The 25,259-nt window shown below is 63.4% G+C and carries 24 protein-coding genes and 2 pseudogenes; 10 read left to right on the top strand and 16 right to left on the bottom strand.

The annotated features are described in order from the left end of the window. Positions 1-237: 237 nt before the first annotated feature. Positions 238-1,086, top strand: a complete 849-nt coding sequence (locus M9945_RS02335) for a hypothetical protein (protein WP_367943242.1) — start codon at positions 238-240, stop codon at positions 1,084-1,086. Positions 1,087-1,515: 429 nt separating this feature from the next. Here the strand turns inward: M9945_RS02335 and M9945_RS02330 are convergent, their stop codons facing one another. The 4 genes from M9945_RS02330 to M9945_RS02315 form a co-directional block, all read right to left on the bottom strand. Next, the gene (locus M9945_RS02330; RefSeq protein WP_367943241.1) at positions 1,516-5,454 is read right to left on the bottom strand and encodes a hypothetical protein; all 3,939 of its coding nucleotides are present in this window, start codon (positions 5,452-5,454) and stop codon (positions 1,516-1,518) included. Positions 5,455-5,459: 5 nt separating this feature from the next. Then, the gene (locus M9945_RS02325; RefSeq protein ID WP_367943240.1) at positions 5,460-6,104 is read right to left on the bottom strand and encodes a hypothetical protein; all 645 of its coding nucleotides are present in this window, start codon (positions 6,102-6,104) and stop codon (positions 5,460-5,462) included. 416 nt (positions 6,105-6,520) lie between these two features. After that, positions 6,521-6,883, bottom strand: coding sequence for a hypothetical protein (locus M9945_RS02320; RefSeq protein ID WP_367943239.1), 363 nt, complete (start codon positions 6,881-6,883; stop codon positions 6,521-6,523). Positions 6,884-6,958: 75 nt separating this feature from the next. Further along, positions 6,959-7,225: a hypothetical protein gene (locus M9945_RS02315; RefSeq protein ID WP_367943238.1), complete on the bottom strand. Its 267-nt coding sequence runs from the start codon at positions 7,223-7,225 to the stop codon at positions 6,959-6,961. Positions 7,226-7,744: 519 nt separating this feature from the next. Between M9945_RS02315 and M9945_RS02310 the strand changes: the two genes are divergently transcribed. From M9945_RS02310 to M9945_RS02285, 6 genes and pseudogenes are all read left to right on the top strand, one after another. Next, the gene (locus M9945_RS02310; protein WP_367943237.1) at positions 7,745-8,206 is read left to right on the top strand and encodes an Arm DNA-binding domain-containing protein; all 462 of its coding nucleotides are present in this window, start codon (positions 7,745-7,747) and stop codon (positions 8,204-8,206) included. Then, positions 8,145-8,681, top strand: a complete 537-nt coding sequence (locus M9945_RS02305; RefSeq protein ID WP_367943236.1) for a hypothetical protein — start codon at positions 8,145-8,147, stop codon at positions 8,679-8,681. The genes M9945_RS02310 and M9945_RS02305 overlap by 62 nt, the downstream gene beginning before the upstream one ends. A gap of 86 nt (positions 8,682-8,767) precedes the next feature. Further along, positions 8,768-9,454: pseudogene (locus tag M9945_RS02300) on the top strand (IS1380-like element IS1247 family transposase); the annotation flags it as partial. A gap of 245 nt (positions 9,455-9,699) precedes the next feature. Next, entirely contained in the window at positions 9,700-10,095 is a 396-nt protein-coding gene (locus M9945_RS02295; protein WP_367943235.1) for a cytochrome c family protein, read from the top strand. A 544-nt stretch (positions 10,096-10,639) separates the two neighbouring features. Then, a complete protein-coding gene (locus tag M9945_RS02290) occupies positions 10,640-11,053 on the top strand; it encodes a hypothetical protein (RefSeq protein WP_367943234.1) in 414 nt (137 codons plus the stop codon). Continuing rightward, entirely contained in the window at positions 11,044-12,306 is a 1,263-nt protein-coding gene (locus M9945_RS02285) for a tyrosine-type recombinase/integrase (protein ID WP_367943233.1), read from the top strand. Before M9945_RS02290 ends, M9945_RS02285 begins: the two co-directional genes overlap by 10 nt. Here the strand turns inward: M9945_RS02285 and M9945_RS02280 are convergent. Together M9945_RS02280 and M9945_RS02275 are read right to left on the bottom strand one after the other, a co-directional pair. Further along, positions 12,303-12,593, bottom strand: coding sequence for a hypothetical protein (locus M9945_RS02280; protein ID WP_367943232.1), 291 nt, complete (start codon positions 12,591-12,593; stop codon positions 12,303-12,305). The two genes, M9945_RS02285 and M9945_RS02280, sit on opposite strands and share 4 nt — an antisense overlap. A 75-nt stretch (positions 12,594-12,668) precedes the next feature. Beyond that, complete coding sequence (locus tag M9945_RS02275; RefSeq protein ID WP_367943231.1) at positions 12,669-13,349, bottom strand: recombinase family protein; 681 nt, start codon at positions 13,347-13,349, stop codon at positions 12,669-12,671. Here M9945_RS02275 and M9945_RS02270 point away from each other — a divergent pair. The 3 genes from M9945_RS02270 (at position 13,325) to M9945_RS02260 (ending at position 14,916) form a co-directional block, all read left to right on the top strand. Beyond that, positions 13,325-14,065 (top strand): hypothetical protein, encoded by a 741-nt coding sequence (locus M9945_RS02270; protein ID WP_367930893.1) that lies wholly within the window; start codon positions 13,325-13,327, stop codon positions 14,063-14,065. The two genes, M9945_RS02275 and M9945_RS02270, sit on opposite strands and share 25 nt — an antisense overlap. A 66-nt stretch (positions 14,066-14,131) precedes the next feature. After that, a complete protein-coding gene (locus tag M9945_RS02265) occupies positions 14,132-14,419 on the top strand; it encodes a DUF1778 domain-containing protein (RefSeq protein WP_367930894.1) in 288 nt (95 codons plus the stop codon). After that, positions 14,416-14,916 (top strand): GNAT family N-acetyltransferase, encoded by a 501-nt coding sequence (locus tag M9945_RS02260; protein WP_367930895.1) that lies wholly within the window; start codon positions 14,416-14,418, stop codon positions 14,914-14,916. Before M9945_RS02265 ends, M9945_RS02260 begins: the two co-directional genes overlap by 4 nt. A gap of 103 nt (positions 14,917-15,019) precedes the next feature. On the opposite strand, the gene M9945_RS02255 is transcribed toward M9945_RS02260, so the two are convergent. From M9945_RS02255 to M9945_RS02210, 10 genes and pseudogenes are all read right to left on the bottom strand, one after another. After that, positions 15,020-16,188 (bottom strand): IS3 family transposase gene (locus tag M9945_RS02255; RefSeq protein WP_367930896.1). Its coding sequence is split into 2 segments (ribosomal slippage): positions 15,020-15,924 and positions 15,924-16,188, totalling 1,170 coding nucleotides; the frame shifts between segments, so codons are not numbered across the junction. A gap of 66 nt (positions 16,189-16,254) precedes the next feature. Further along, positions 16,255-16,437 (bottom strand): annotated as a pseudogene (locus M9945_RS02250) (biliverdin-producing heme oxygenase); the annotation flags it as partial. Positions 16,438-16,506: 69 nt separating this feature from the next. Further along, positions 16,507-19,344, bottom strand: a complete 2,838-nt coding sequence (locus tag M9945_RS02245; RefSeq protein ID WP_367943230.1) for a TonB-dependent receptor — start codon at positions 19,342-19,344, stop codon at positions 16,507-16,509. A 155-nt stretch (positions 19,345-19,499) separates the two neighbouring features. After that, positions 19,500-20,525 carry a FecR domain-containing protein gene (locus tag M9945_RS02240; protein WP_367929217.1) on the bottom strand — a complete coding sequence of 342 codons (1,026 nt, stop codon included), beginning with the start codon at positions 20,523-20,525 and terminating at the stop codon, positions 19,500-19,502. A 107-nt stretch (positions 20,526-20,632) separates the two neighbouring features. Further along, the gene (locus M9945_RS02235) at positions 20,633-21,148 is read right to left on the bottom strand and encodes an RNA polymerase sigma factor (RefSeq protein ID WP_367929216.1); all 516 of its coding nucleotides are present in this window, start codon (positions 21,146-21,148) and stop codon (positions 20,633-20,635) included. A 280-nt stretch (positions 21,149-21,428) separates the two neighbouring features. Next, positions 21,429-22,310, bottom strand: a complete 882-nt coding sequence (locus M9945_RS02230; protein ID WP_367929215.1) for an NAD(P)/FAD-dependent oxidoreductase — start codon at positions 22,308-22,310, stop codon at positions 21,429-21,431. After that, entirely contained in the window at positions 22,310-22,609 is a 300-nt protein-coding gene (locus tag M9945_RS02225; RefSeq protein WP_367929214.1) for a nitrate reductase, read from the bottom strand. Before M9945_RS02225 ends, M9945_RS02230 begins: the two co-directional genes overlap by 1 nt. Next, positions 22,606-23,589, bottom strand: a complete 984-nt coding sequence (locus M9945_RS02220; protein WP_367929213.1) for a GTP-binding protein — start codon at positions 23,587-23,589, stop codon at positions 22,606-22,608. Before M9945_RS02220 ends, M9945_RS02225 begins: the two co-directional genes overlap by 4 nt. Before the next feature lie 29 nt (positions 23,590-23,618). Then, positions 23,619-24,737, bottom strand: coding sequence for a GTP-binding protein (locus M9945_RS02215; protein ID WP_367943229.1), 1,119 nt, complete (start codon positions 24,735-24,737; stop codon positions 23,619-23,621). Next, positions 24,730-25,143, bottom strand: a complete 414-nt coding sequence (locus M9945_RS02210) for a Fur family transcriptional regulator (protein ID WP_367943228.1) — start codon at positions 25,141-25,143, stop codon at positions 24,730-24,732. Before M9945_RS02210 ends, M9945_RS02215 begins: the two co-directional genes overlap by 8 nt. Between the last annotated feature and the right edge of the window lie 116 nt (positions 25,144-25,259).

The raw sequence follows: 25,259 nt of genomic DNA, 5'->3' as shown, positions 1-25,259 counted from the left end.
TGTACTGGAAGCCGTTACCAGCAGGATCAAGATTGTAAGTTCGCGTCTGCCATATGGCGCATTGAGCCGACATTTCGAGCCCTCCCTCTGGGGTCTAAGGATAGCAGCACAGTGGCGAGGCGAAACGGCCTCAGGGCGTAAATCACCAGATAGCCGGCGCGGCGGATACTTGGAGCTTTTCCGGGAGTCGGATAGTAAATATTGTTGACGAGTTCGGGCGCTGAATACGGAGGCAGAATGAAAAAAACGGAAAGCTCGCAACCCAGAGAGGGGGCGATGTTTATAAGGAACTATATTAGGCCTGAGACCCCTCTTAGAGAAAGCGAGAGGGCAAGGCTTCGTATTGCAAAACTGTTCCTCAACACCGCATCAACGAGCGGATTCAATGCACACGATTTCTCTGGAGTTGTTGAGGAGGAGCTGGGGATAAACTATCCTAAAGGAATTAGTGGTCACTTCTCCCATGAGAGATTCTGGACCAAGGCAGACATTGCGGACATACTTAGCGCTATCACGATATGGTTTCACACAACGCATAAGCCGGGCGAATTTCTGAAAGAAGTCCGGCGAATCTTTCGGGAGGAGCACCTCGGGTATCGTATTGACGACAAGGGCGGAGTCCACTTCCTTGTTGACGAGGAATTTGAAAGGACCGTAGCCGCTGCGGTTGCTGGTCTTGGTGCACCTCGCTTTGCTGCCGCTCTCCACGCTCTCCATGAGGCCATGGCCCATCTAGGAACCACGCGGCAAAGCGGCAAAGGCCTTATCCGGGGAGTTTTTGAGGCGGTCGAAAGCGCCTTCCTTGCGGTCATAGGCGATCCCAAAGTTAACCGTCTGAATGGGGAGGTGCTGGACAAACACCTCAAGCCCCTCCTCTTGGCACGCTATTCCGGGCATGGGGACGCGGAAGACTTGGCGGACCGCTTCATGGACCACTTCAAGGCGTGGGTGAAGTCGGCCCACCCGTTCAGGCATGGGACACCCTTGGAGCAAATCCATGAGGCTCCCTTAGACCTTGCCATCATGTCCGCTACTCAAGGGATTGGTTATCTACGCTTCCTAGCCTCACTCAGCGCCCCCGCCTAGCGTTAGGCCGGCTAGGGAAGCCACAATGCCACGATGCCACGATGATGACGGCTGCGGCCCACATGAGGCCAAACCGCAAGGTGAGCCTGTTAGCCTCCGTATGGAGCTTCGCCTCGATGTCCCGGACACTAGCGCGGAGGTCTGCCTTGGTGGCGAGGTCCCTCATACTCGCTCCTAGTGATTAGTAAACATGGCGACGGCTGCTAGAACATAGGATAGTGCAATAAGGAAATATGCAATCTGGAGGAGCGTCATGGTCGTCCCTTTTTATTAGGCGACCTTCCATATACTACCCTAAAATCGTTCCCGCCACGGGAAAATCTATGCTCTTTTCCCAATAAATTCGGAGGGGGGAAGCACCCACTCCCCCTCCCTCCTGAGGTCGCCTGCCACTAGCAAACTCGGCGTCCCTATCTGGTCACTGTTAGCCTAACGGCGGCGGTCTATTCTCCCATCGGCAAGACGATGATCGGCCTCGCGCTTCAGACGCAGCCTTTCTGCACGGGCTGCACTAATTTCCGCCAGCCTCTCTTGGAGGGGAGGCCGTGCCGCCTCCTGTGCTCGTAGCTGGTCAAGGATGCGCTGTGCCCCTCCTCGGCCTGAGGGAACTCCTGCCTCCTGTGGTCCCAAGGCGTCCAATAATTCCCTCGCTCCCGGTTGGCTCCCTGTCCGCTGGCTGCGGTTCTCTAGTATCGCCCCCCGTACCGCTCTCTGGCGGGCCTTCACCAAGGACTGAAGCTCAGGGTTCTCTCTCAGGAGACGCGCTCGGGCCGCTTGCCGGTGTTGCGTCAAGATGCGCCCCAAAGCGTTGAGCCGTGTGCCGACGACGCTGGCCTCTCCATCTGGCATGTCCTGATAGGCCTCGGACTTGATGAGCCGCGCAAGGTGGTCTTTGAGAGGCTTCTGGCCGGGGATATGGCCGCTGAGTTCCTGATAGCGGTCATAGGCGTTCTGGCCCGACTCCAAGGTCACGTCGCGGAGGTCCACTCCCTCGAAGTCGGGTTCTGGCTTACCGATGCCCCTCCCCGTCTCAATGAGGATACGGCTATGTTCTGCCTCCACTAGGTCGGCCTTTTGGTCGGTGGTGATGCCGATGCGGCGGGCAACCGGCTCCCCGAAGACATCCCGAACGGGCGGCAGGGTCGCCGAGAATCCCGGCAAGTTCTTCAAGGCGGTATCCACAAAGGAGCGAGCCTCACGAAGATACGGGTCGGGGTTGAGACCCCGGAGGGCGGAGGAGAGCGGGATGGCGCTGCCCGCAATATTCCCCAGCCACCTCTCGCCTCTGGCCTCAGGGTCGGTCAAGGCCTCAAGGGCTTGGTGCATGTTATGGAGGAATGTCCTGTCAGAGAATGCCTTGGCAAGCGCAAGGGCTGTCGCCCCGATGCCGGTCTCCACTTCGCTGCTATCCGGGTTCTGGCGTAGGGCGTCCATGAGGTTGACGATGGTGGCGAACGCCATACCGGCAGGGTCAAAGCGGCCGATGGGGACATACCTCTTGGTGCCGTCCTCCCCCTCGAAGACATAGGAGTAAGGTTGCCAGCCGGTGGCCCTAAGTTCGGCCTGAAGCCTCGTGTCGGATGGTCCCGCTCCCGTCATGCGGCCATTGAGCGCCAGCGTGGCGGCGAGGCCCATGAAGGTCATGCCTAGCGCCATCTGCCCCAAGGCGTGGGCCTTTGCTTCCTCTCCGAGCTTCCCGGAGATGGCCTCCCGGAACTCCTTCTGGAGGAGGTTGAGGCCGGGGGTCATCTTCCATCCGTAGCGAAGCACATTCACCGGGGTCTTCACGAATGGCAGGATGAGGGTAAGGACGGGATGCCGGTTCCTTGCCTGCTGGATGGTCGCCCCTGCCGTACCGGCGAGGAGTTCATTCTGGAAGGTAGCGGTCTGCGCTTCCCTCAATGCTCGCTGGTCCAGCGCCTGCCCAGTGGCGGGGTCTATCACCCTCTCCATCTCGGCCCGGAGGTATCGCTGGAAGTCCTCCCCAGTGAGGCCCAAGGAGTACGCTCGGGCAGCCGCCTGTCCCTGCACATAGGCGCGATAGCGGAGGGTTTTGAAGAACTCGTCCACGGCCCCGAGTGTCCGCGTGGGCAGTCCGACGATGTTCCGATAGTTCGCGGCCTTCCATACGTTCTCGGCAAGGTCCATGATGCCCCCGGCCGGCTTCCATGGGAGCGGTCGCTGGGTGATGGCCCCTTGGAAGAACTCAGTGTTGTGGGGGCTGAGGATGGAGTCGCCCCGCTTGAAGGCCTCCACCATGGCCTGCCAAGCATCACCAAGGGCGGCGACGGTGGCGGTATATTCCGCGATGGCCTGCCGCCTGAGGAGGTCCCCGCCCGTCTTCGGCCCCATGGCGATGGCCCCAAGGAGCTTTTCGGTCGGCCTGCCAAGGAGCATCACCACGTTGGACGTGACGTTCACCACATGGGTGGGGTAGAGCCAAAGCAGGGAGTTGATGAGGCTGTAATTGACCTCGTTCATCACCCTGCGGAGGAATGTCGGGTTTGCCACCTGTGCCAGTTTCTTCGGGTCGCCACGGGTGGAGGCAATGAGTTCGGCCAGCTTAGCGGAGTCCATCCCGTCGAGTGCGGCAAGGTCTTCTGGCTTGAGCTGGAACTGTCCTCGGAGCCGCCTCATGGTCCGTCCCGCGCTGGCCCTCATGGATTGGGCGGAGGCGAGGATGGAAGCGGATAGCCTTAGCCTGTCCCGGAGTTCGGCCGCTGCCTTCGCCGCGTCTCCTCCAAACTCGTCCAGCATTCCGTTCTGGAGCTTGAAGGCAAGCTCATAGGTCTCCTGAAACATGCGGTTGGTGACGAGGTAGGCGGCCTCCATGCGGGCGGTCATCTGGGCGGCGGCTCCCCCAGCCTCCACAAGTTCGCCCATGAGGGTGGCAGGGTCTTCGCCGTACCATTCGGCCATCTTCCTCACCTTGGCGTTGACAGTGGCGTCGGACAGAACGTCCCCGCCCTTGATGGTGTCCATCTGGCCCTTGGTGACGGCCTCCACGTTGGTCATGAACTCCCGGAGACCGTCCGGGGTTTCTATGAGCTTTTGCCACGGGAGCCGGGACGCTGAGCGGCCCGCAATCTGGCCGGCCTCTATGGCAGCCTCACGGGAGCCGAACTTGGCGATGGCCTTCAGGTCGGCCTCGGTGTCCAGGACGATTTTTGCCACGGCTTCGGGGGAGGCATCCACCAAGGCGGGGCCTCTCGGGGCGACACCGCGCGGCGGCTCTTGGATAGGGGAAGGGAGGTCGGAGGCCGTTCTTAGACCGGACTCGGGATTAATCCCTCCCGTTTGGTTGCTCTCTCCGCTCGGGCTGGCCGCCCTCCCAGTATCTTCCGGCTGATAGCCGGTTTCGCCCGCTGCGCGGCGTTCGGCCTCGGCGCGGGGTAGACCCTCCTCATATTCAAGGACGGCAGCCCGCTCCTCGAAAGCAGAACGCGCCTCCTCGCCTCTAGGAGGCTCAGGGGCGGCCTCTCGGGCTCGGGCCTGTGTGGTGGACTCGGCGGGCGCTGACGGGCCTGTGTGAGTCTCTGCGGGCGTTTCTCGGGCAGCCGGCCCAAAGTCGAGACCGAACGCATCCCGATTGATGGCTTCGGCCTGCTTGGTTGCGGCCTCATGGCGGAGACTGGCCGGGGCCGCGCTTCCGGTTTGGAGCTTGGAGATTTCCTTGGCTGCTTGCTCGGTCTCTCCTCCTCGCATTGCGCGATAGGCGCGGAGGGAGACCCCAAGCGTTCCGATGATGGCGAGGTCTAGGCCGATCCCTTCCAACGCGTTCTTGAAGCGGCCCTCGGCGGCGCTGTCCGTGGGATCAGCCGCCAGATAGTCGGTCACCGGGTTCTGGAGGGAGGGGAACTCCTCAATGAGGTTGCTCAGGCGCTCCTCGTGGGGGTCGATCACCACGGCACCGGCCGTAGCGCCAAGGCCCACCTCGTAGGCCGCCCTGCCAGCCGTCCCTGCGCCCTTGAGCTTCTGGACGGCCTTGATGGGGGCCATGAGCTTTCCGGCTCCAAGGAGGCCGGTGGCAAACTGTGAGATGCCGATGGTGACGGCGTTGGCGGGGCTGGAGGAGGCGAGTTCCTGAGCGCGGCGCTCAATGCCACGGCGAAATGCTGACTTCTCGTGCTCCGCTGGCTCCCCTAGCAGGAAATCCTTGGTCTCGATGCCGGCTTTCGCCATGCCTGCCCCAATGCTGTCCCATAGCTCCCGGCCGGCGTCTAGGAGGGTCTTGGCGTCTTCCTCCTGCATGTCGGGCGCGGGCTGTTGAGGCTGGGTAGGGGGACCCCGATCCGGGAGCGCATCCTCGGCTTCTAGCCGCCTAAGTGCTTCTTGGAGGAGGTCTTCTTCGGTCCTGATGCTGTCCATATCGCTCAGGCCTCCCGCATGGTCGGAAGGAGGTCGCAAAGCTCCCGTCCGATGGCCTCTTGGTCGAGGAGGACGAGGAGGCGGTAGAGGTTGGCGATATACTCGGCGGCCGTAAGGTGGGCGGGCATCTTCCCGCTCGCCTCCCACTCCTTGGCGATGCGCTCGATGTGGCCCATGAGGACAGCCCGGCTGTCCTTTGAGGCTTTCCGTGCGGGGCGGGTCATAAGGGTCTCGGGCCTCTGGTCCCACTTGCGGGCCGGGGTCTTCAGGACTTGCTCGTCCGTGCCGACGTTCTTGAGAAAGCGGGCCACGGTGGTGAGGTCTTCTTCCACCTCGGCAATGGTGAACCTGAAGTATCGTGCCTTGCTGCCGTTGGTGTTAACCGCGATGGAGACGCCGGGGAGCTTCGTGATTTCCCACATAAGGGCGGCGGCAAGCGGCGTGTGCGCCTCATAGAGGATATGCGTTTCGCCGGCCCATATGAAGACTATGGGCTGGACGGCGGGATGAGCCTCGGGGCCAGTCTCAGGCGTGACGAACTCAATCTTGTGGACCCAGTGTGGAAGGGCTGCGAGCGCGGCTTGAGGGTCGGCGGCAAGCCGCTCGGGCGTTATGAGCGACGATGGGGCAAACGTGGGGGAAGTGTCCAAGAGGTTCTCCTTTGTGGACGGCAAAAGGCCCGCGTCCTCCCGGCTAGTGGCTGGAAGGGTCGGCGGGCGCGGTGATGGTCGGTTGAGGGGTGGGCGGGCCTAGCTGGCCGCTACTTGCGGGCGGCTATGCTCTATTCAAATACAAGGGAATTGCGCGGGCGGCTGACCGTTATCGGTGTTTCAAGTACCCGCCTATTAATCACAATCCCGCCACAATCTCCTCTCCGCCCTTCAAGTAGGGACTAATTGGCGCGATGCGGTGGGCAGGCGGCATCATCCTTTCAAGTGGGCACCTATTTCAAGGGCGAGGGAATTAATCACAATCCTCTCGGCCCGCCTGCATAGCTTTCAAGTACGTGGGAATTAGCCAGATGCGGCCCCGAAGTTGTCCCCCGGAGCCGCGCCCGTGGTCTTCTCTATCCCGCCTTGCGCAGGATCATGTCTAGCTGCCGGATGAGGCCTCTACCCTTTGGCGTCAGGTGAAACACCTTCTTGCGCCGGTTGTGGAGGTACTGCTCTGTCCCCACAAGGCCTAGGCCCGGTTTTCCCTCCCGGTAGTGCTCCCCTAGGTAATTCAGATGCTGGGAGATGGTGGTCGCGGATCGGCCAACCTTTACGGCAAGCTCCTCAAGGGTCATAGGCTCTCCGTGGTCGCCCCCGCGCTGCTCCCATATGGCAACCCCAAGGAAGGTGAGGACGATGGCGACGGGCAGCTCTCGGGCCTCCACGACTAGTCTTCGGTTGGCCTCAAAGTAGGCCTTGATGTGTCTGGTACTCATGAACGCTTACTCACAAAGAACTTGAGGGAGCGGCCCGGTGCTGGGCTCACTCCCTCGTATTGATGCTGGGTGCTGCTACTGGGCCGCTTCCGGTTGTCCGTATGAGAGGTCTTCCTTCATCCCCTCCAGCAAGTGGCGGACGCGGGCGGTGGTCCCTTCTGCACGGTCGTCTTGCCACTCCTCTAGGAAGATGCGCCCAAGGCCGGCGTCGGGAACGTGATCGAGGGCGAAGCGGATGGCAAAGGCCGGGTCTTGGAGGAGCCTCAGTGTCACGTCGAGGTCCTCGCACCAAGGGGCGGGGGTGGATGCGGAAGATGCGGTAAGGGGTAGTACGGTGGTCATTGCGCAAACTCCATGTGTGCGTTGCGCTCCCCACTATGGGCATGCGGAGTCGGCCCGCAACAGGTTTAACCTCCGTAGCTTCGTAGCGTAGGACTGCCGGTAGATGCGTGGTGTTAATCTCGGCCTGACCCCTTGGCCCGCTTGTGCTCGCGTCGGGACTGCCGGAAGCTGCGTCGTGTTGAATAATTTTGAACCGCAGGCCCCCTCCTTTCAAGTAGCTGGGAATTGGCCTCCGTGTGGCAAGACCGTGTGACAATCGCTAGGCGACGACGGGAATTTCCCTTATAAATCAATAGGGGTGGAGGTTGCGAGCGCAATCCGCCCTTGGGCACCAAACTCTCGTTTCAGACTGTCCAGTAAGGTCCAGAAACACCACAGGAAGCCCGGATTTCTGGGCTTTTTTGTTGCCCATTGTCCGGTGAGGTCCGAGGCCGTTTGTTGGCATCCAACGGATTTGTTGGTATCTTGGTTGGCATATCGTCCTAAATGCCAACCAACGGGCGGTAGAGATACCAACAAATGCCGCTAACAGACACGCAAATCAAAGGGTTACGCCCCTCTCAAAGCCCAACCAAGCACAGCGATGGCGGCGGGCTACACTTGTTGGTATCTCCGGCCGGCGGAAAGCTCTGGCGGCTATCCTACCGGCACGGCGGCAAGCAGAAGACCCTGGCGCTCGGCGCATATCCCATCGTGTCGCTGGCCGACGCGCGCCTGAAACGCACTGGCGCGAAGCAATTGCTGGCAAACGGCATCGACCCGGCGCAACAAGCCAAGACGGACAGGGCGGCCAAGCTGGCGTCGAACGCCAACACGTTCGCTGCCATCGCAGACGAATTTCTCGCCAAGGCCGAACGTGAAGGCAAGGCGGAGGCATGTCGATCTCGACCGACGTGCCGTGTTTCAGGACGCGCGCGATGTGCGCACCAAGAACCGCAAGACGTTCACGACGTGTTTCTTTCCTGTCGGCGCGGATATTGAGCACATCGTCGTGGACTGGCTGGCGCTCTTGAAGGAACGCGGCTTCGGGCCGGACGATCCGCTTTTCCCGGCGACGAAGGTGACGTTGGGCGAAAACGGTTTCGAGGCGGGCGGGCTGGCGCGCCAGCATTGGAGCAATGCGGCGGCGATTCGGCGGATTTTCAAGGAAGCCTTCGCGCGGGCCGGCCTGCCCTATGCCAACCCTCACAGCTTCCGCAACACCTTGGCGCGGCTAGGCGAACGGACGACCATAACGACCGAAGCCTGGGCGGCTTGGGGCGCGAATCTCGGACATGAAAACGTGCTGACGACATTTCGCAGCTACGGGCAAGTTCCCGATCATCGCCGAACTGAAATCTTCGACCAGCTTCGCGCGCGGGAAGAAGCCGGCGCGGAAGCGCACGCAATGCCGGAAATGGACGATGAGGCCATGCTTGCACTTCTTGCTGCCCGATTGCGCTCTAAAGCCGCCTGATCGTACCCTGCGAGCAATCTTTGGTTGCCAGCGGCTGCCACGGCTGATTCTATGCGGCCCATACGAAAAAGCGATTTGCGGGCGGGGCGGAGCGCGACCTTGGTGGCAGGTTCTTCCGGGCCGATGCTGCCTACGCGATCCCGGCGATCTATGAGCGATTGGAAGAAGCGCGGTTCTTCTACGCCATCCGGCTGCCCGCAAACGCGGTCCTCAAGGACAAGATCGCGCATCGGCTAACGCGCCCTGTCGGGCGGCCGTCACTGACCAAGGTCAAGCGGTTCTTCGAGGAATTCGAGTATCAGGCGGCGTCCTGGGACAAGGAACGCCGGGTGATCGCCAAGATCGAATGGCATCCGGGCGAACTGTTCCCGCGTGTCGGCTTCATCGTCACCAACCTGCCGATGGAGCCGGACTGGGTGGTGCGGTTCTACAACCAGCGCGGCACCGCCGAGCAGCACATCAAAGAGGGCAAATACGCCTTTCGCTGGACGCGGCTGTCGTGCCGGAAGTTCCGCGACAATGAGGTGCGGCTGCAACTGCACGCCCTGGCGTACAACCTGGCCACCTTCTTGCGCTGCATCGAGCTGCCCGAGGCCATGGCCGACTGGTCGTTGACCAGCCTGCAACTGAAGCTGATCAAGATCGGGGCACGTGTGGTCCGTCACGCCCGCACCATCACCTTCCAGCTGGCCGAGGTCGCTGTCACCGGCACGATGGTACGCGCCATCCTCGCCGCTATCCGCCGATTGCGAGCGCCACCGCTATGCGCATGATCGCGATCCACGCTCAAACTGAACGAAAGCGGCTGGACAGATCTGTCCGCTGCGCTGAAAAACGCCGCCCCTGGGCAAGGAAACAGCGGCTTCGCGGTCTGATCCGTCCAGATCCAGCAGTCTGCGCGACCGCAGGTGCCGCTTGCGGCAGAAAATCCTTGTCTAGCGCTCGGATACAGGCGATCTTCACCTCAAACGACACGCCACTTGGGGAATGCAGGATCGAGCAAGCTGAGGAAAACGAAATGTTCAAGCACTTCACCACCGCGACCTGGCTTTCGGCGATCGTCGCTACTTCCCTATTCTCCCCGGCTGCCGCCGCAGCGGATGCAACCGCCGGCAAGAAGGCTTTCAGGCTATGCGCTGCTTGCCATGCCCTCGACGGGAAGAACCGCGTCGGACCTCATCTGGACGGCGTTGTCGATCGCCCGGTCGCCTCTGTAGAAGGCTTCAGATACTCAAAGGCAATGGTCGCATTCGGCGAGGACGGGAAGGTCTGGGACGAACAGCATCTCGCGGAGTATCTCGCCGCGCCCAGGACGACCGTGAAAGGCACGACCATGGCCTTCGCCGGTGTCAAGAAGCCCGAAGACATCGCCAACCTCATCGAGTTCCTGAAGGACCCGGCTGCCGCCGATTAGCTTCCGCACGCGCCATGCGGTGACGCTTCCGCGGCATCTCGAGTGAACCCCGAGATGCCTGCGGCGAGCGCGCCCATACATGCGGCAGCTTCGGCCCGTATGAAGGTCGACCGTCGCGCTGCCGATGCAGCACAGAACCGCGACATCCATATCCGCGGTAGACGGCGCATGGGTTACCGGACGGGAAGCTGCCGGCATCGCGTCATCGGATCGCGGCGGCAGATCAGCCGCGAGTTGGGCCATGAGCGGGCCGGCTCACCTCCGTCCGCGCCGGTCAATGAATAATGCAGCCTCGCCGGGCTTGGGCCTGATGCAGGATCGGTGTTTCCCGGATTAGGCCCGCGAGGCGGTACGGATTTCGGTTTGTTGGTATTTTTGTTGGTACTTCGTAAAATCTCATTATAAAAATGGTTTCTTTTCAATAAGCTATTGATTGAGTGTGATGCCGCCCTTGCACCATCTTCTCCGTTCCGATAAGCGGATCAGATATTTAGGCCTTTTCAATCCTTTGCGCTCGCTCTACCGTGTGACAAAGGCGCGTGACATGAGGCTTCGGATAGTGGCTCCGACCACACGCAAAGACTCCTCCAATCTCCAGTTCGAGCAGCGCATTCCCGCTGACCTGAAGGTACGCCTCATCGGAATGACATTGGAGATTCCGCGCGGCGGCGACATCGTTCCCATTACCATTACCGAAAAGACGCGCTCCGTCCGGTACTCCCTGAGGGCTGCCGATACCGGAGAGGCCAAGCGACGGCAGGCGGAGGCGGTCGCCTACCTCGAAGGCGTCTACGCGAACCTGAGGGCCAATGCCCCGATCTTCCTGACGCACAAGCAATGCGTGGCCCTGTCCGGCGAGCTTTACCGCTCATGGGCGGCGGACCTAGAGGCCTCCCGGCGCGTAACGCTTCAGGTCGAGGCGGACGGCACGGTGATCCGCGACTATGGATGGACCTAGAGGCGGAGGCGGCGGCCTACGTTCTGGAAGCTGACAAGGCGGAGATGCTGGATGGTGGTGAACTGGAGCGGCAGCTTGGCCCCTTGGTGGACCGCCTCTTGCTACGCCGGGGCATTGCGTCTGTCACTGGAGAGACGCGCGGCCTGTTGCTCGTGGAGTTCGCCCGGTCCCTAGCCGATGGGATGCGGGTTCGTGCACGTAAGGCCGGCGGCGACTATCAGCCCGATCCCAAGTCCGAACGGTTCCCCGAATGGTCTCCGCCTGAGGTCAAGCCTGCGTCTGCAACGCCTTCGGTCTCCCTCCGCGCCCTGTTCAAGTCATGGTGGGCTGAGGCTGAGAATGCAGGCGTTTCGGTAAGCACCAAGGAGAGCTATGAGACCGCCGTGGGGGCGCTTGTGGCCTTCCTCGGTCATGACGATGCCGGGAAGGTGTCCCCTGAGGATGTGGTGCGGTTCAAGGAGCATCTCGTCTCCACCCCAAACCCGCGCACCAAGAGGCCCCTGAGCGCCAGCACCATCAAGGATAACTATCTCGGTGGCATTCGCCGTGTCTTCGGGTGGGCCGTGGACAATCGCAAGCTGTCTGCTAATCCGGCTGCGGGCATCACGATGAAGGTCGGCAAGAAGGCCCGTATGCGCGACTCTTGGTTTTCCAAGGAGGAGATTGACGCACTCCTCACACAGGCATCCTCGGCCACGCGAGGGCGCAAGGAGCCGCTGCCGCGCTTTGAGGCCCGTCGATGGGTTCCATGGCTTTGCGCCTATACCGGGGCGCGGGTCGGGGAGATGGTCCAGCTACGGAAACAAGACGTGCGGCAGATAGAGGGGCATTGGGTTCTCGCCATCACGCCGGAGGCCATCACGGTGAAGGGTAACCAAGGGCGGGAGGTTCCAATCCACCCTCACCTTATCGAGATGGGCTTTCTGGAGTTCGTCCATGCGGCTCCTGACGGCTTCCTATTCCTGTGGTCTGGTACGGACAGGGCGGCATGGAGGACAGCCAAAAACAGAATGGTGGAGGTGGCACGGGAGGTTGTCCCCGATCCGAACATTGCGCCTAACCACGGCTGGCGGCATACGTTCAAGACCATCGGCATAGAGGCCGGGATTGCGGAGCGTGTGCTAGACGCGATATGCGGCCACAAGCCCCGCACGGTGGGCGAGCAGTATGGCGGCGTCACGGTGGCGGCGAAGGCGCGGGCGATGGAGCGGTTTCCACGGTTCGGGGTGAAGGATACCGGGCGGCGATCCTAATCTAGGATGACACTCGCTCGGCGCATCTCGGCCTCAAAAACTGGGTTCTCTCTTGCCGTCTCCGCAATAAAATTGGCGGCGGTATTCTGGTTGGCTTTGGCAATAATGAACATAGTGATGAAACCCAATAGTGCCCAATACCAGCCAGCGAAGAAGGCATAGATTACTCCGCCGATCAGCGCGAGAGACGCTATTAATTGCCAAAGCGCCACGGCAACCCTCTTTGGTCTCGGTATCGCGGCGCTTCTCCCAACAACTGCAACACTTTTCTGCTTGTCAATTTGCATTGATTTCCCTCCGATCCCATCCAACATCATTAATCACTTGGTGATGTCTGGCAAGACGTGGAGGGTGGGCATTGCTCATAGGCTCCCTATACGAACCAGCACCCTCTTGACTTGCATGGGCGTCCATGTGCCGCCCCTCGAAGTCTCCACCTTCATGTCATTGAGCGTCCCGGCGATGGTGGCGAGGGTCTGTCCGGCCTCCCGGAGGGGTCCGATGATCTTGATGAGCTTCGCGGCCTCGGCGTTGGCCTTGCGCTGGATCGCCTCGTTTCGCTTCATGGTCTTGTCCCTGAGGCCGCCCAATTGCCGACCCCTCTCCTTCGCCATCTGGAGTGCGGCCTTAGTGCGCTTGGAGATGAAGTCCCGCTCCTGCTCCGCAAGAGCCGCATAGATATGAAGCTGGAACTTGTCGGCGTGGGGCATGGAGGCAACCCGGAGCTTTACCTTGGGGTCGTCCATGAGGGCCGCAATGAAGGAGACCTTGCGGCTTAGGCGGTCCAGCTTCGCCACAAGCAATTCGGCTCCAGTCTCCCGCACCATCTTGAGGGCGGCGGCCAATTGGGGGCGGTCATCATGCTTGCCAGAAAGCACGTCCTGAAACTCCCCGATGATTTCCCAAGGGACCTCAGAGTAGCTCTCTAGGAAGATGTCTATGTCCCGCCGCTGCGCCTCTCCGACTACACAGCAGGGGCAGTAATGGCCGCTCTTGTCGAGAAAGAATGCGGGGGGTGATGGAAGTAGCACCGCTTCGCTCATATCGCCTTGAGTTTGCGAAACGTGCCGCAGATCGGCGCGAGGAAGAGCGGCGCATCCATCAACACGTCAAGGACAAGGAAGAACGCGACAAGAAGCGCGAGCAGGATACTTCCGCCGAGCATGATGCGCTTTTGGATATGGCCATCACCATTCTGGCGACCGAAGCAGAATTCAATGGCTTCATGATCGAGCTTGACGAATATGACGCCGCCACCGTCAAGGCCCTGATGGAAAACGACGAGCAGTTGAAACAGGTTCGCGAGGAACTGAAAATACTGCTCGACAAAGCCTATGTGCTTCCCGATGGCCGCCGCGTCTTCAAGACTGAGGACGGAACGCGGGTCTTCGATGAACATGGCGTCGAGGTGGAAGACATCGACCCCGATATGATCGAGGACTGGCGACCCCATTGGGAGCTATATCAGAACCCGTTCGAGCGAGAGGCCGATCTGGTGCAACAGCGCGATGACATTCTCGAATTTCAGAAACTTGCCGACGAGACGCGCGCGGAAGCCAGAAGGGCCAACGAAGCGGGCGGAATGAACCGAGAGCGTCTGCAAGAATTGCGGGAAAAGCTCGCCGATGAAGCACCCGACGCCGTGAAACGTCAGTTGCCGCAGGATCACGCCCTTGCGCTGGACGATGCCGAACCGGAAACCCAGCCGGAGGCGGTGACGTTCCGCCCTGCCGGAAAACTGGATATGCCCGCCATTTAGGACGTAGTGGATTTTCTTGCATTTGTACGGTGATTTCACGTACAATGATGGAAAGGAGATTCACCTATGGCACAGGAAACACCACGCACAGCGCGGCTTGAGGCCCGTATCGCACCGGAAGCGTTGGCTATCGTCAAGCGCGCCGCTGAAATGGAAGGGCGTAGCCTTAGCGATTTTATCGTATCCGCCGCGCAGGAGGCCGCGCGTCGCACAATCGAGGACAACAACGTCATTCGCCTGTCGATCGAGGACCAGCAACGCTTTGTCGATATGCTTTTCAATCCGCCGGAACCATCGGCGGCTTTGAAGCGCGCCAAGGCCGCACATGATGAACTGGTTCTGGAATCGCGGTGACGGCCCGTTTCGTCATCGAGGCGTTGGCGTCACAGCATGACCGCAAGGGATTCTCCTGCGGCGTGTTTGCGCTGGACCGCTATCTAAAAGAGCAAGCCGGACAGGACATCAAGCGGCGCGCGGCCCTCTGCTACGTCGCGCATGAGCAGGAGTCGAACCGCATCGCTGGATACTACACGCTGTCTGCTGGTGATGTGGCCCTGCGCGACATGCCGGAAGAGATAGCTCGCCGCCTGCCGCGTTATCCGGTGGTCCCCGTCGCGCGCGTCGGGCGACTTGCCATCGACACGGCGTTTCAGGGAAAGCGCCTTGGTGCGGCAATGCTATGGGATGCAGCCAATCGCGCCCTTCGTGCGGAAATGGGTGTTTTCGCGCTCGCAGTAGATGCGAAGGATGAAGTAGCCGCCGCGTTCTATCGTCATCATGGTTTTGTGATTTTCGACTCTCAGCCGCTAAAATTGTTTATGCCTCTGAATGCTGTTGTACAGGCCAGTTAAAACATGACCATCAGTCTTGATGAAAGCGTTGTAGAAGAGGGCCTCTGGTGGCTCCCCGAGAGGGAAGACTGGCCTGACCCCATAGGGTGGTCCGGTTTCAATCTTAATGCATGATCGGCTTGTCGGCCATTACCTGGGCCGATGGCGGTGTCGATCCGCGCGACGGTGGAGGCCAGATGATGGCCTCCGGTGCCGGCGGCTTGTATCCGAGCGATGAGTGCGGCCGCTCGGTGTTGTAGTAGCGTCTCCATGCCTCGATGATGACCTTTGCTTCGGCGAGACTGTAGAAGATCTCACCGTTGAGCAGTTCATCGCGGAGCTTCGAGTTGAAGCTTTCGCAGTAGCCGTTTTCCCACGGGCTGCCCGGCTCGATGAAGGCGGTCTTTGCGCCGACGGCCACGATCCATTCCCGCACGACCTTGGCGATGAACTCCGGACCATTGTCGGAACGAACATGGCCCGGCACACCGCGCAGGATGAACAGGTCCGACAGAACGTCGATGACGTCGGTCGAGTTGAGCTTGCGACCGATCCGGATCGCCAGGCACTCCCGAGTGAACTCGTCGATGATGTTGAGCATGCGGAACTTTCTGCCATCGTGGGTCCGGCCCTCGACGAAGTCATAGGACCAGACATGGTTGGGATGCTCCGGCCGAAGCCGGATGCACGATCCGTCATTCAGCCACAGCCGGCCTTTCTTCGGTTGCTTCTGGGGAACCTTCAGCCCCTCCCGCCGCCAGATGCGCTCGACGCGTTTGGCGTTGACCGTCCATCCCTCCGACCGCAACTTCGCGGTGATCCGACGATAGCCATAGCGGCCATACCGGGAAGCCAGACGGATGATGTCGGCAGTCAGCGCCTCCTCATCATGCAGACCTCTGGGCTTCTTGCGCTGGGTCGAACGGTGCTGGCCGAGAACCTTGCAGGCGAAGCGCTCCGACACGCAGAACTTCGCCATGACATGATCGACACAACGACGACGACGGGAAGGGCTTAGAAGTTTCCCGAGGCAGCCTCTTTGAGGATCAGTTTCTCGAGCGTCAGGTCCGACACCGCTTTGCGCAGACGGTCGTTCTCCTTCTCAAGCTCCTTGAGGCGCTTCACCTGATCACCCTTCAGACCGCCGAACTCCTTGCGCCAGCGGTAATACGTAAACTGCGTCACGCCGATCGAACGAACCGCTTCTCCAACCGAGCGGCCTTGTGACAACAAAACATCGACCTGGCGCAGCTTCGCGACAATCTCTTCGGGCTTGTGCTTCTTCTGGGGCATTCCAAAGTCCTCTCCAACGGCTCAATAGCCTACTTCAGGGAGGGCCACTTTTCAGGGGGCAGACCAGTCGATGTCGCGGTGGAAGCCGTGCTGGACCCTGGCGAACAGGCCGTAGCGCTCCCGGCTGGCGAACGGCGCGCCGGCCATGATCGCATCGTCCAGCCGCCCGTGCGTCTCGTGGGTCGCGGCCTTCAGGCGCTTCGAGCGGGAGAGGTCGAGCGGTTTGTCGAGGATGACGGCTTCGTTCATGGACAGGGCTTTCACGGACGGATCAGGATCGAGTGCGGGACGGGAATCGCCCGCCCCGCGGCACGGATATCAGAACTTCGCCGTCATGTTCAGCCGGAAGGTGCGGCCGGGCGAAGGAAACAGGCCGAGCGTGAGCGCGTCCATGTAATAGGTGTCCGTGACGTTGTCGATCGCGGCGTCGATCTGGAACTGATCGTTGACCTTGTAGCTCGTGAACAGGTCGACCACCGTGTAGGGCTCCCATTCGATATGGGTTATCAGGCCGGTGCCGGCCCGCTCGCCCAATCCGGTCACCGGCCGCTCGCCGATATAGGTGAGCCGGCCTCCGACGGTCAGCCTTTCATCGAAGGCGCGGGCGCCGAGCGTCAGCGACACGCTCTCCTTCGGCGGGAGATGATTGACCACGTAGCTGTTCGAGACACCGCCTTCGGTGCAGAGCTGGTCGGCATAGGTCGCGTTTCTGATCTGCCCCGGCTTCACGCAGAATTCGGTGTCCGTGTAGCGGGTGTAGGCCAGGCTGCCGAAGAACCGGCCCGTGTCGTAGGAACCCGAAAGCTCGAAGCCCCGCAGCCTCGCGTGGTCGACATTGACCATGAGCAGGGTGCCTTCCGGCGTATCGGTCCGGGTGATGTAGTTGTCGACGTTGTTGTCGAAGTAGCTCGCCTTGAAGCGCAGGCGGTCGCCTTCGACCAGCACGTCGTCGCGCAGCACGTTGAAGCCGACTTCCCAGGTCCTGGCATGCTCCGGCTCCAGATCGGCCTGGGTCGGGTCGGCCGACCAGCCGCGCGTCGTCTCGAACAGGCTCGGCAGCCTCAGCGCCTCGGCATATTTGCCGTAGAACTGGATGCCGTCCCACGGCTCGACCGTCGCGCTGACGATCGGAGCGAGCCCGTCGTCCTCGAAGGTGCGATAGACGCCGTATTTGGTCTCGCGCACGGTAGGAAGATTGACCGAGCCCGGATTTGCCTGCCGGTACGCCGTGCGTTCGGCGGAGGTCTTGAAGTTGATCACCTGATCCCCGTGCCGGAGAGGATAGGTCGTTACCGTCCACGGGCGCGTGTCCTTCGACGTGAAGTCCGAATAGCGGAGCGATGCGTCGAGGGTTAGCCAGTCCGTCGGCTTCCACTGCCCGGCGGTGAACAGGCTGAGCTCGCGCCTGTTTCCTCTTCTCCCGTCCAGTTCCGTGCCGTCGCCCGGCCGGATGATCTCATAGGTGTAGGAGCCGCCATAGTTCAGCGATACGTCGCCCCACGCTGTCTCGAAGAAGGAGGTGTTGTCGATGTTCACGCCCCAGCGCCTGCCCTTGCTGCCGAACCAGTTGGCGAGTTCCGGGGGAGGCGTCTGATCGGTGAAGTACCACTGGTATGGAAGGATCAGGTTGCTGTCGACCATCCACAGGCCGACGTTCAGCTTGATCAGGTCGTTGTCCGCCGGATCCCATTTGTATTTCGCGGTGTAGGTGTCCAGCTCGATGCTGTTCAGCCAGGCCTGGTAAGCACCGCCGCCGGGGTTCCACAGGACCTGCGACGGCATGATCTCGCCATAGGTGCTCTCGTAGCGCATGAAGCCGAGATCGATCTGCTGGTCGTGAGGGAGACGGATCGTCCCTTTCAGAAGAATGGACGCGTTGTCCTGGGACGTGTTCAGAACCTCCTCGCCGGCCCTGTAGCGCGACAGGCCGGGAAAGGTGACGGTGCTCCTGTCGTCCAGCGGTCCCCAGACCCTTTCGCCATTGACGATGATCCAGCCATATTGCGGGCCGATCTCCGGCTTTGGAATGGCGTCGCCTCTCGTGCCGGCGTGATAGTTGCCGTGCCTGCGGCGGGCATAGGCGGCGACGAGATCGACATAGTCCGACCGGTAGCCGGCGGCGATGCTGCCAGAGCCGCCGGTCGGCTCGAGGAAGCCCGGCCTGTCCATGCCGTCCGGCCCGCCGAAGGACGTTGGCACGGAATCGTTGGGATAGTTGCCGGCGCCGGAAAGCCCGCCCCAGGTTCCGACGGGCGGGACGGAAGAGTTGTTCGTGTTGAAGCCGCCCTTGAGCCGCACGCCGAACGTCCTGTCGGGCAGCAGGATGTCGTCGACGGTGATCGTGCTCATGCGGATGATGCCGCCGATGACGCCGGCCCCGTCCGCCGCGGAGCTCGGCCCTTTCTCGATCGCCACGCTGCCGATGAGGTCCGGATCGACATAGGAGCGGCCGACGACGCCGGAATAGCCGCGATAGACCGTCGTTTCCTGTATCGCGCCGTCGACGCTGACCGGCGAGCGGCCCTGCCCCTGCATGCCGCGGATGTTGACGTCGAGCGCCGCGCCGTTGCGGTTGTCGCCGTTGAGCACGCCGGGCGTGCCCGACAGTATGTCGCCCGTGGACGTGCCGCGGAACCGCTCGATCTGCTCGCCCGATATGTAGGTGCTGGAGCCCGCCGTCTCGTAAGGCGTATCCGGCGAGAACCCGCCGCCGCCGCCCAGCACGTCGATCGTGTCGAGCACCGTGCTGCCGTCGGCCGCGACGTTGCCGATGTCCGTCGTCGCGCCGGCTTCGAGGATGGTGACGGTGTTGGCGTTGGTGAAGCTGTAGCGCAGCCCCGAGCCCGACAGGAGCCGCGCGAGCGCGTCCTCCGTCGACATGGTCCCGGATACGGCCGGCGCGATCGTCCCCGCCGCGACCGATGTCGCATAGGCGATCTGGACGCCGGTCTGGTCGGCCAGCGCGCGCAGCGCCGCGTTCAGGGGCTGGCTGGCGATGGAGAAGCTGTGGGTGCGGGCGGCCTGCGCCGCCGCCTGCGGGACGGGCAGGACGGCCGGCAGGACGCCGAGGCAGAGCGCCGTGCCCATCATCAGCGGCGTCAGCAGCCGGCGGCGGGCCCGCCGGGATATGGTCTGCCCTGCACGATCGTCGTTCATCGAACCCGAAACCCTGTCCTTGAGAAACGGCCCGCGCGGGCCACCAATCGAAGGGCGTGGGTAGTGCTGCCTGGCGCCTTCACTCTCTTGACGCGCGAGGCGGGGCTTTGCCTAAAGACGAAATTCGCGATTTCCGAAAAAAGTTTCGCTGGCGCTCAGGCGACGAGGATCATCACGCCGGGAACCCGGCGCGCGACGAGGCCCTGCGTCTTCGCCAGCGCCTGGACGGCGTCGAGCGCGTTCGCGGTCGAGAAGATGGCGCTGACCGGCACGTCCGGCCGCACCCCGGGGGCGAGCACGATCCGCTCGGGCACGTAGCGGCCGAGCTCGGCCATCGCGGCCGCGAACGGGCGACCCTCGAAGATCACCCGGCCGTCGCGCCACGCCATGACCGCCTCGATGTCGACCGCGGAGGCGGGCAGCGGCGGCTCCCCCGCGCCGTAGGTCGTCTGCTCGTTGGCGGCGAGGTCGATCCCGCCGGCTGCGAGCCCGCCGATGTCGGTCGGCGACGCCGGCCCCGCGACGCGCACATGCCCTTCGCGCACCGTCACCGTCGCCACGTCTTCGAGCGCCTTGACCGCAAAGGTCGTGCCCAGCGCGTCGCTGTTGCCGCCGAGCGCGGCGACCCGGAACAGCGACGACGCATCGGGACGGACGCCGAATTCGGCCTCTCCCTTCAGCAGCGTGACCAGCCGCAGCTGCGGCGTGAAGTCCACCGCGATGGCGCTGTCGGTGTTGAGGGTCGCGACCGAGCCGTCGGGAAGATCGATCCTGGCCTGCTCGCCGACGGCCGTGGTGAAATCGGCGTTCCACCACACCCCGAGCCGCGGCATCGCGACGATGGCCGCCGCGGCGGATGCCGCGACCGCGCCGCCGCCGATCAGGAAGGCACGGCGGCCGACAGGCGCGCGTCTGGCGCCCGGCAGGGGCCGGAAGGGCGGCATGCCGTCCGACTTGCCGTCCAGCGCCTGCAATTGCCGCCAGAACGCGCGCTCGCGCTCGAAGGCGCGCCGGTGCTGCTGCGACTGGTCGCGCCATGCCTTGAAGCGTTCGAGCTCCGCCGCGCTGACATTGCCGGAGGTCAGGCGCACGATCCAGTCGCGCGCATCCAGCGCGACCCGGTGCTTCCCGTGAGGCTCCCCGTGGTCGTCCCCGTCATGGCGTTTATCGGTTTCGTCCATTCACTCGGCGCAGCAAGGGGTCGATCGGCGGATGCACTCGGATTGGAGCACTTCTACCTTATAGACGCGCGAGCGCATCCTTTGCCTAAAGAAACTTCAGGAAAAAATCAGCCTGCGAGCTCGTCGCGCAGGACGGCCAGACGTTCGAGCGCCCGGCGGATATGGTAGTAGACCGCCTCGTCGCTGATGCCGAGCATTTCCGCGATCCGCCGGTGGGGGATCTGCTCGATGCGGTTCATCAGGAAGATGCGCCGCGTCCTTTCCGGCAACGCGTCGAGCGCGGCGCACACCGCGCACAGGTTCTCGCGGCCGATCAGCATCCGCTCGGGCGAGGCCTCGTCCACCGAGTCCCACAGGAGGCCGGAGATTTCCGCGTCGATCTCGGCGCGGCGGCGCTCCTTGCGCAGATGCCCCGCCACCGTCGTGTTGGCGACCTGGGTGATGAAGCCACCGGGATTGTGGACCTCGGCGTCGAGACAAGTGTCCTCGAGCTTCAGCCAGGCGTCCTGCACGAGATCCTCGGCCGTCGCGCGGCAGCCGGTGCGTGCCCGCGCCGACGCCTCGAGGCGCGGCCGCACCTTGACGAAAGCACCGATCAGTTTTCCGAGTTTCAGCCTGTCCACGCGAACCACAACAGCAGGAAACGCCAATGCGCCCCCACTAGGCAGGGGACAGACGCGGCCTAGAGGATTACGAAATTCCCTGCAACAGCAACGATTTAGATCGATTCCAGACTGAAGGCGCCAAAACTTGTGCATTCCAGTCAGGTTTAGTGGTTGATTTCATTGGCCGCCTCGCCGCGGGCGAGCCGCCGGCCGGCAGGGGACAGACCCCGCACGGGCCGACGCTTTTCCGCAGGCGCGTTGCGGAAGTGCAACAATCCTTGCGGCGATGCCGCCATCCTCAGAACACGAGCGAGCGGTGGATCTGGGCGCCGGTCCAGGCGCCGTCGCCGACGGCGAGCGAGACGGAGTGAGGGACGCGGGCGACGTCGCCGCAGGCGAACGCCCCGCGCACGGAGGTCTCCTTCTGCGCGTCGGTCCTGATCTGCCATCCGAACGGCGTTTCCTCCAGCGCGCAGCCGAGCGCTTCGGCGACGGGCGTCGCCGGCCGGCAGCGCGAGGTGGTGAACAGGCCGGCGAACGACAGGATCTCCCCGTCCGCCAGGCGGACATCGGCACCGCCCTCCAGCCGCGTGATCGCGCGTTCCTCGATCCTGACGCCGCGGCCGGCGAGGTCCGCCCGCTCGCCCTCGTCGAGGCTCAGCGCGCCGTTGGTCATCAGCGTCACGTCTCCCCATTCGGGCAGGAACAGCGCCTGATGCAGTGCGCCGGGGCCTGCGGCGATGACGCCCAGCCTGCCCCGGCCGAGCTCGTAGCCGTGGCAATAGGGGCATTGGAAAACGCTCCGGCCCCACCGCTCCTCCAGCCCGTCCACCGGCGGCAGCGCGTCGGCGACGCCGGTGGCGAACAGGAGCCGGCGGCCTTCGGCCTCGCCCTTCCCGGCGAGCGTCACCCTGAAGGCGCCGCGGCCGCCTTCCGCCCGCTCGGCGGTTCCCTCGATCCATGACAGGGTCTCGTATCGCGCCAGCTGGGCGCGCGCCGCCGCCGCGATCTGCGCCGGGTCGGCGCCGTCCTGCGTCAGGAAGCCGTGCGAATGGCTCGCGAAGCGGTTGCGCCGCCGGCCGGCGTCGATCACCAGAACCTGCCGGCGCGCGCGCAGCAATTGCAGCGCCGCCGCCATCCCCGCATAGCTGCCGCCGATGACGATCACGTCGAAACGCATCAGATCGATCCTTTCCCGGGAGTTTGCCGATTGCCTCCGCGGACGGCGAGGGCGAGATCGTCTTGCGTCACCCCGGCGACGGGGCGGTGGACGCGCACGGTCTCGATCGCCTCGCCCGGCCGCATGATGCCGATCACGGTCTCGATGTCGGGACAGTCCTCGTCCCGGCAGGCCAGCTCGGTGACGGACACGACGACGGTTTCGTCTAGACTGCAGAGCGCGCGCACCCATGCCTTGATCTGCCGCGTCTTCTCCGGCAGCGCGCGGCGCGGCGCGAAGGGATTCGCGAGGCGGTTCATGCCGCCCCGGCGCGGCATTTCATGAAGCCGTCCTCGATGACGTCCCTCGGCAGGTTGCGGCCGATGAAGACGAGACGGCTGACGCGCGGCTCGCCCTCCTTCCACGGCCGCTGGTGGTCGCCCTCGAGCAGCATGTGGACGGCCTGCACCACGAAGCGGTCGTCGTCGTCCTCGAAGGAGACGATCCCCTTCATGCGCAGGATGTCCATGCCGAGACGCTGGGTGATCATCTGCACCCACGGCAGGAACCTGCGCGGATCGAGCGGCTCGTCGGTCGTCAGCGAGAAGCTGGTGACGTGGTCGTCATGATGGTGATCGTGGTGGCCATCGAGGAAATCGGGCTCGATTTCCAGCACCCGGTCGAGATCGAAGGCGCCGCGGTTCAGCACATGGTCGAGCGGCACGTCGCACCGGGTGGACCGCCGGATCGCCGCCGTCGGGTTGATCTTGCGGATACGCGCCTCGACGGCGGCCAGCTCCCCGGCCGAAACGAGATCGGTCTTGTTCAGGATGACGATGTCGGCGAAGGCGAGCTGCTCCTGCGCCTCGTGGGCGTGGTCGATCTCGCCGGGCAGATGCCTGGCGTCGACCACGGTGACGATGGCGTCGAGGTTCGTCTTCTGCCGCACGTCGTCGTCCATGAAGAAGGTCTGGGCGACGGGGGCGGGGTCGGCGAGGCCCGTCGTCTCGATGAGGATCGCGTCGAAGCGGTCCTTGCGGCGCATCAGGCCCTCGATGATGCGGATCAGGTCGCCGCGCACCGTGCAGCAGATGCATCCGTTGTTCATCTCGAACACCTCCTCGTCGGCGTCGACGATGAGGTCGTTGTCGATGCCGACCTCGCCGAACTCGTTGACGATGACGGCGTATTTCCTGCCGTGCTGCTCGGAGAGGATGCGGTTGAGCAGCGTCGTCTTGCCGGCGCCGAGATAGCCGGTCAGCACGGTCACGGGGGTCTGGGCGGATGCTTCAGCGGACATGGGTCGTCTCCTGCCTTTTCGTCTCGGGGTCAGCCGGTCAGGGCGCGGGCCAGCCGGGCGGCGCCCGACCTCAGGGTCCGCGCGAGGGTTTCGAGCGCCCGGCCCTGCCCGGCCGGCCGGCCGTCGAGCGCCGCCTCGAAGAGCTGGCGGACCGGCTCGGGGTCGATGCCGTCGGTGATGAAGACCAGCCGGGTGCGGTGGTCCGCGCCCGGCCACGCCTCCAGCGCCGTCAGGGGAAAGATTGCATGCTGGACGACATGGAGGACGCGCGGCCGGTCGGGCTCGTCGCGGTCATGGACGAGACCCTTGACCCGCAGCAGGCGAGGCCCGGCCGACAAGGCGAGCAGGTCGAGGAACCTGCGCAGCGCCTCGCGCCCGACGGGACGCTCGCGGACGATGGAAAAGGTGCGGATCCGCCCGCCATGGCGGGAGAAGGGCAGCGCCTCCCGCGTCTCGTGGCCCTCGCCCCGGATCGCCTCGTCGAGGGCGAGCCAGCCGGTCACGTCGTCGCCGAGCGAAGCGGGCGCGTAGGCGCGCGGCCGGAAGAGGGCCGACAGGTCGAAGCCGGGCCGGTTGGCGTCGGCGAGCCGCGCCGCAGGGTTCAGCGCCGCGAGCTGCGCCCTGAGGTCGTCGATGTCGCGCAGGGAAGCGGGATCGCGCGCCAGATCGGTCCTTGTCATGACGATGCGGTCGGCGAAGGCGATCTGCTTGGCCGCCTCGAAATGGTTCTCGATCGACAATGCGCCGGTGACGACATCGACGAGGGCGACGATGCCGGCGAGCTCGAAGCCCTGCGCGACGAGCGGATCGCGCATCAGCTGGTTCACGAGCGGCGCGGGATCGGCGAGCCCGGTGGTCTCGATGACAACGCGGCTGAAGGAGAGGCCGCCGGCCCCGGCAAGAGCGGAGAGCTCGCGCAGGGACGTTCCGAGGTCGCTGCCGTCCGTGCAGCACAGGCATCCGGTGGTGGTGCGCACGACCTGCGCCCGGCCGGCATGGACCAGATCGTGATCGAGGGCGACATCGCCGAATTCGTTGATGACGACGGCCGTGCCGGCGAAGGACGGATCGGTGAGGAGCCGGTTGAGAAGCGTCGACTTGCCGGCTCCGAGGAAGCCGGTGAGCACGAAGACGGGCGTCCTATTCATGGGCGCAGCGCTCGCAAAGCCCGGAGAGTTCGACCGTCGCCGCTGTGGCGGTAAAGCCCGCCCTGCCGGCAGGCCGGCGCAGCGCCCGGTCCAGCGCCGGATCGTGAAACGCGCGCGCATGCCCGCACGCGCTACAGATCGCGAACGCCGCGCGGCTTTCGCCCTGCGCGCACAGCGCGAACGCGCTCAGGCTCTCGATCTTTCGGACCGCGCCATCCGCGATGAGCTGCTCGAGGGCGCGATAGACCTGAAGCGGTGCGCGAAAGCCGTCCTCGCGCAGCAGCTCGAGCAGCTCATACGCGCGCATCGGCCTCGTCGCCCGCTCCAGCACGTCGAGAACGAGCTGGCGGTTGCGCCCGCGTCTTCGGTTGGTGGCCCCGGGCGGGGCGGCGGCGAGATTCGTCATCGGGTTGCGATATACCACCAATCTTTTGGTAATGAAATAACGTAACATATCTGATCGTCAAACAGGAGGTCGTGTCGCGCTCCGTAGGATGGCCGGCCCGGCCGGGGAAGAGGCGA

It is taken from the genome of Aquamicrobium sp. (assembly GCF_023954335.1).
Lineage (GTDB): Bacteria > Pseudomonadota > Alphaproteobacteria > Rhizobiales > Rhizobiaceae > Aerobium.
Note: the sequence above shows the minus strand (reverse complement) of the source record. Positions and strands in the feature narration are given on the sequence as shown.

Bases quoted from the DNA above. Each gene is read 5' to 3' on its own strand.
- M9945_RS02335 (WP_367943242.1), top strand. From the start codon at position 238: ATGAAAAAAACGGAAAGCTCGCAACCCAGAGAGGGGGCGATGTTTATA.
- M9945_RS02330 (WP_367943241.1), bottom strand. From the start codon at position 5,454: ATGGACAGCATCAGGACCGAAGAAGACCTCCTCCAAGAAGCACTTAGG.
- M9945_RS02320 (WP_367943239.1), bottom strand. From the start codon at position 6,883: ATGAGTACCAGACACATCAAGGCCTACTTTGAGGCCAACCGAAGACTA.
- M9945_RS02315 (WP_367943238.1), bottom strand. From the start codon at position 7,225: ATGACCACCGTACTACCCCTTACCGCATCTTCCGCATCCACCCCCGCC.
- M9945_RS02310 (WP_367943237.1), top strand. From the start codon at position 7,745: ATGCCGCTAACAGACACGCAAATCAAAGGGTTACGCCCCTCTCAAAGC.
- M9945_RS02295 (WP_367943235.1), top strand. From the start codon at position 9,700: ATGTTCAAGCACTTCACCACCGCGACCTGGCTTTCGGCGATCGTCGCT.
- M9945_RS02290 (WP_367943234.1), top strand. From the start codon at position 10,640: ATGAGGCTTCGGATAGTGGCTCCGACCACACGCAAAGACTCCTCCAAT.
- M9945_RS02285 (WP_367943233.1), top strand. From the start codon at position 11,044: ATGGACCTAGAGGCGGAGGCGGCGGCCTACGTTCTGGAAGCTGACAAG.
- M9945_RS02280 (WP_367943232.1), bottom strand. From the start codon at position 12,593: ATGCAAATTGACAAGCAGAAAAGTGTTGCAGTTGTTGGGAGAAGCGCC.
- M9945_RS02270 (WP_367930893.1), top strand. From the start codon at position 13,325: ATGGAAGTAGCACCGCTTCGCTCATATCGCCTTGAGTTTGCGAAACGT.
- M9945_RS02275 (WP_367943231.1), bottom strand. From the start codon at position 13,349: ATGAGCGAAGCGGTGCTACTTCCATCACCCCCCGCATTCTTTCTCGAC.
- M9945_RS02265 (WP_367930894.1), top strand. From the start codon at position 14,132: ATGGCACAGGAAACACCACGCACAGCGCGGCTTGAGGCCCGTATCGCA.
- M9945_RS02245 (WP_367943230.1), bottom strand. From the start codon at position 19,344: ATGAACGACGATCGTGCAGGGCAGACCATATCCCGGCGGGCCCGCCGC.
- M9945_RS02240 (WP_367929217.1), bottom strand. From the start codon at position 20,525: ATGGACGAAACCGATAAACGCCATGACGGGGACGACCACGGGGAGCCT.
- M9945_RS02230 (WP_367929215.1), bottom strand. From the start codon at position 22,310: ATGCGTTTCGACGTGATCGTCATCGGCGGCAGCTATGCGGGGATGGCG.
- M9945_RS02225 (WP_367929214.1), bottom strand. From the start codon at position 22,609: ATGAACCGCCTCGCGAATCCCTTCGCGCCGCGCCGCGCGCTGCCGGAG.
- M9945_RS02220 (WP_367929213.1), bottom strand. From the start codon at position 23,589: ATGTCCGCTGAAGCATCCGCCCAGACCCCCGTGACCGTGCTGACCGGC.
- M9945_RS02215 (WP_367943229.1), bottom strand. From the start codon at position 24,737: ATGAATAGGACGCCCGTCTTCGTGCTCACCGGCTTCCTCGGAGCCGGC.
- M9945_RS02210 (WP_367943228.1), bottom strand. From the start codon at position 25,143: ATGACGAATCTCGCCGCCGCCCCGCCCGGGGCCACCAACCGAAGACGC.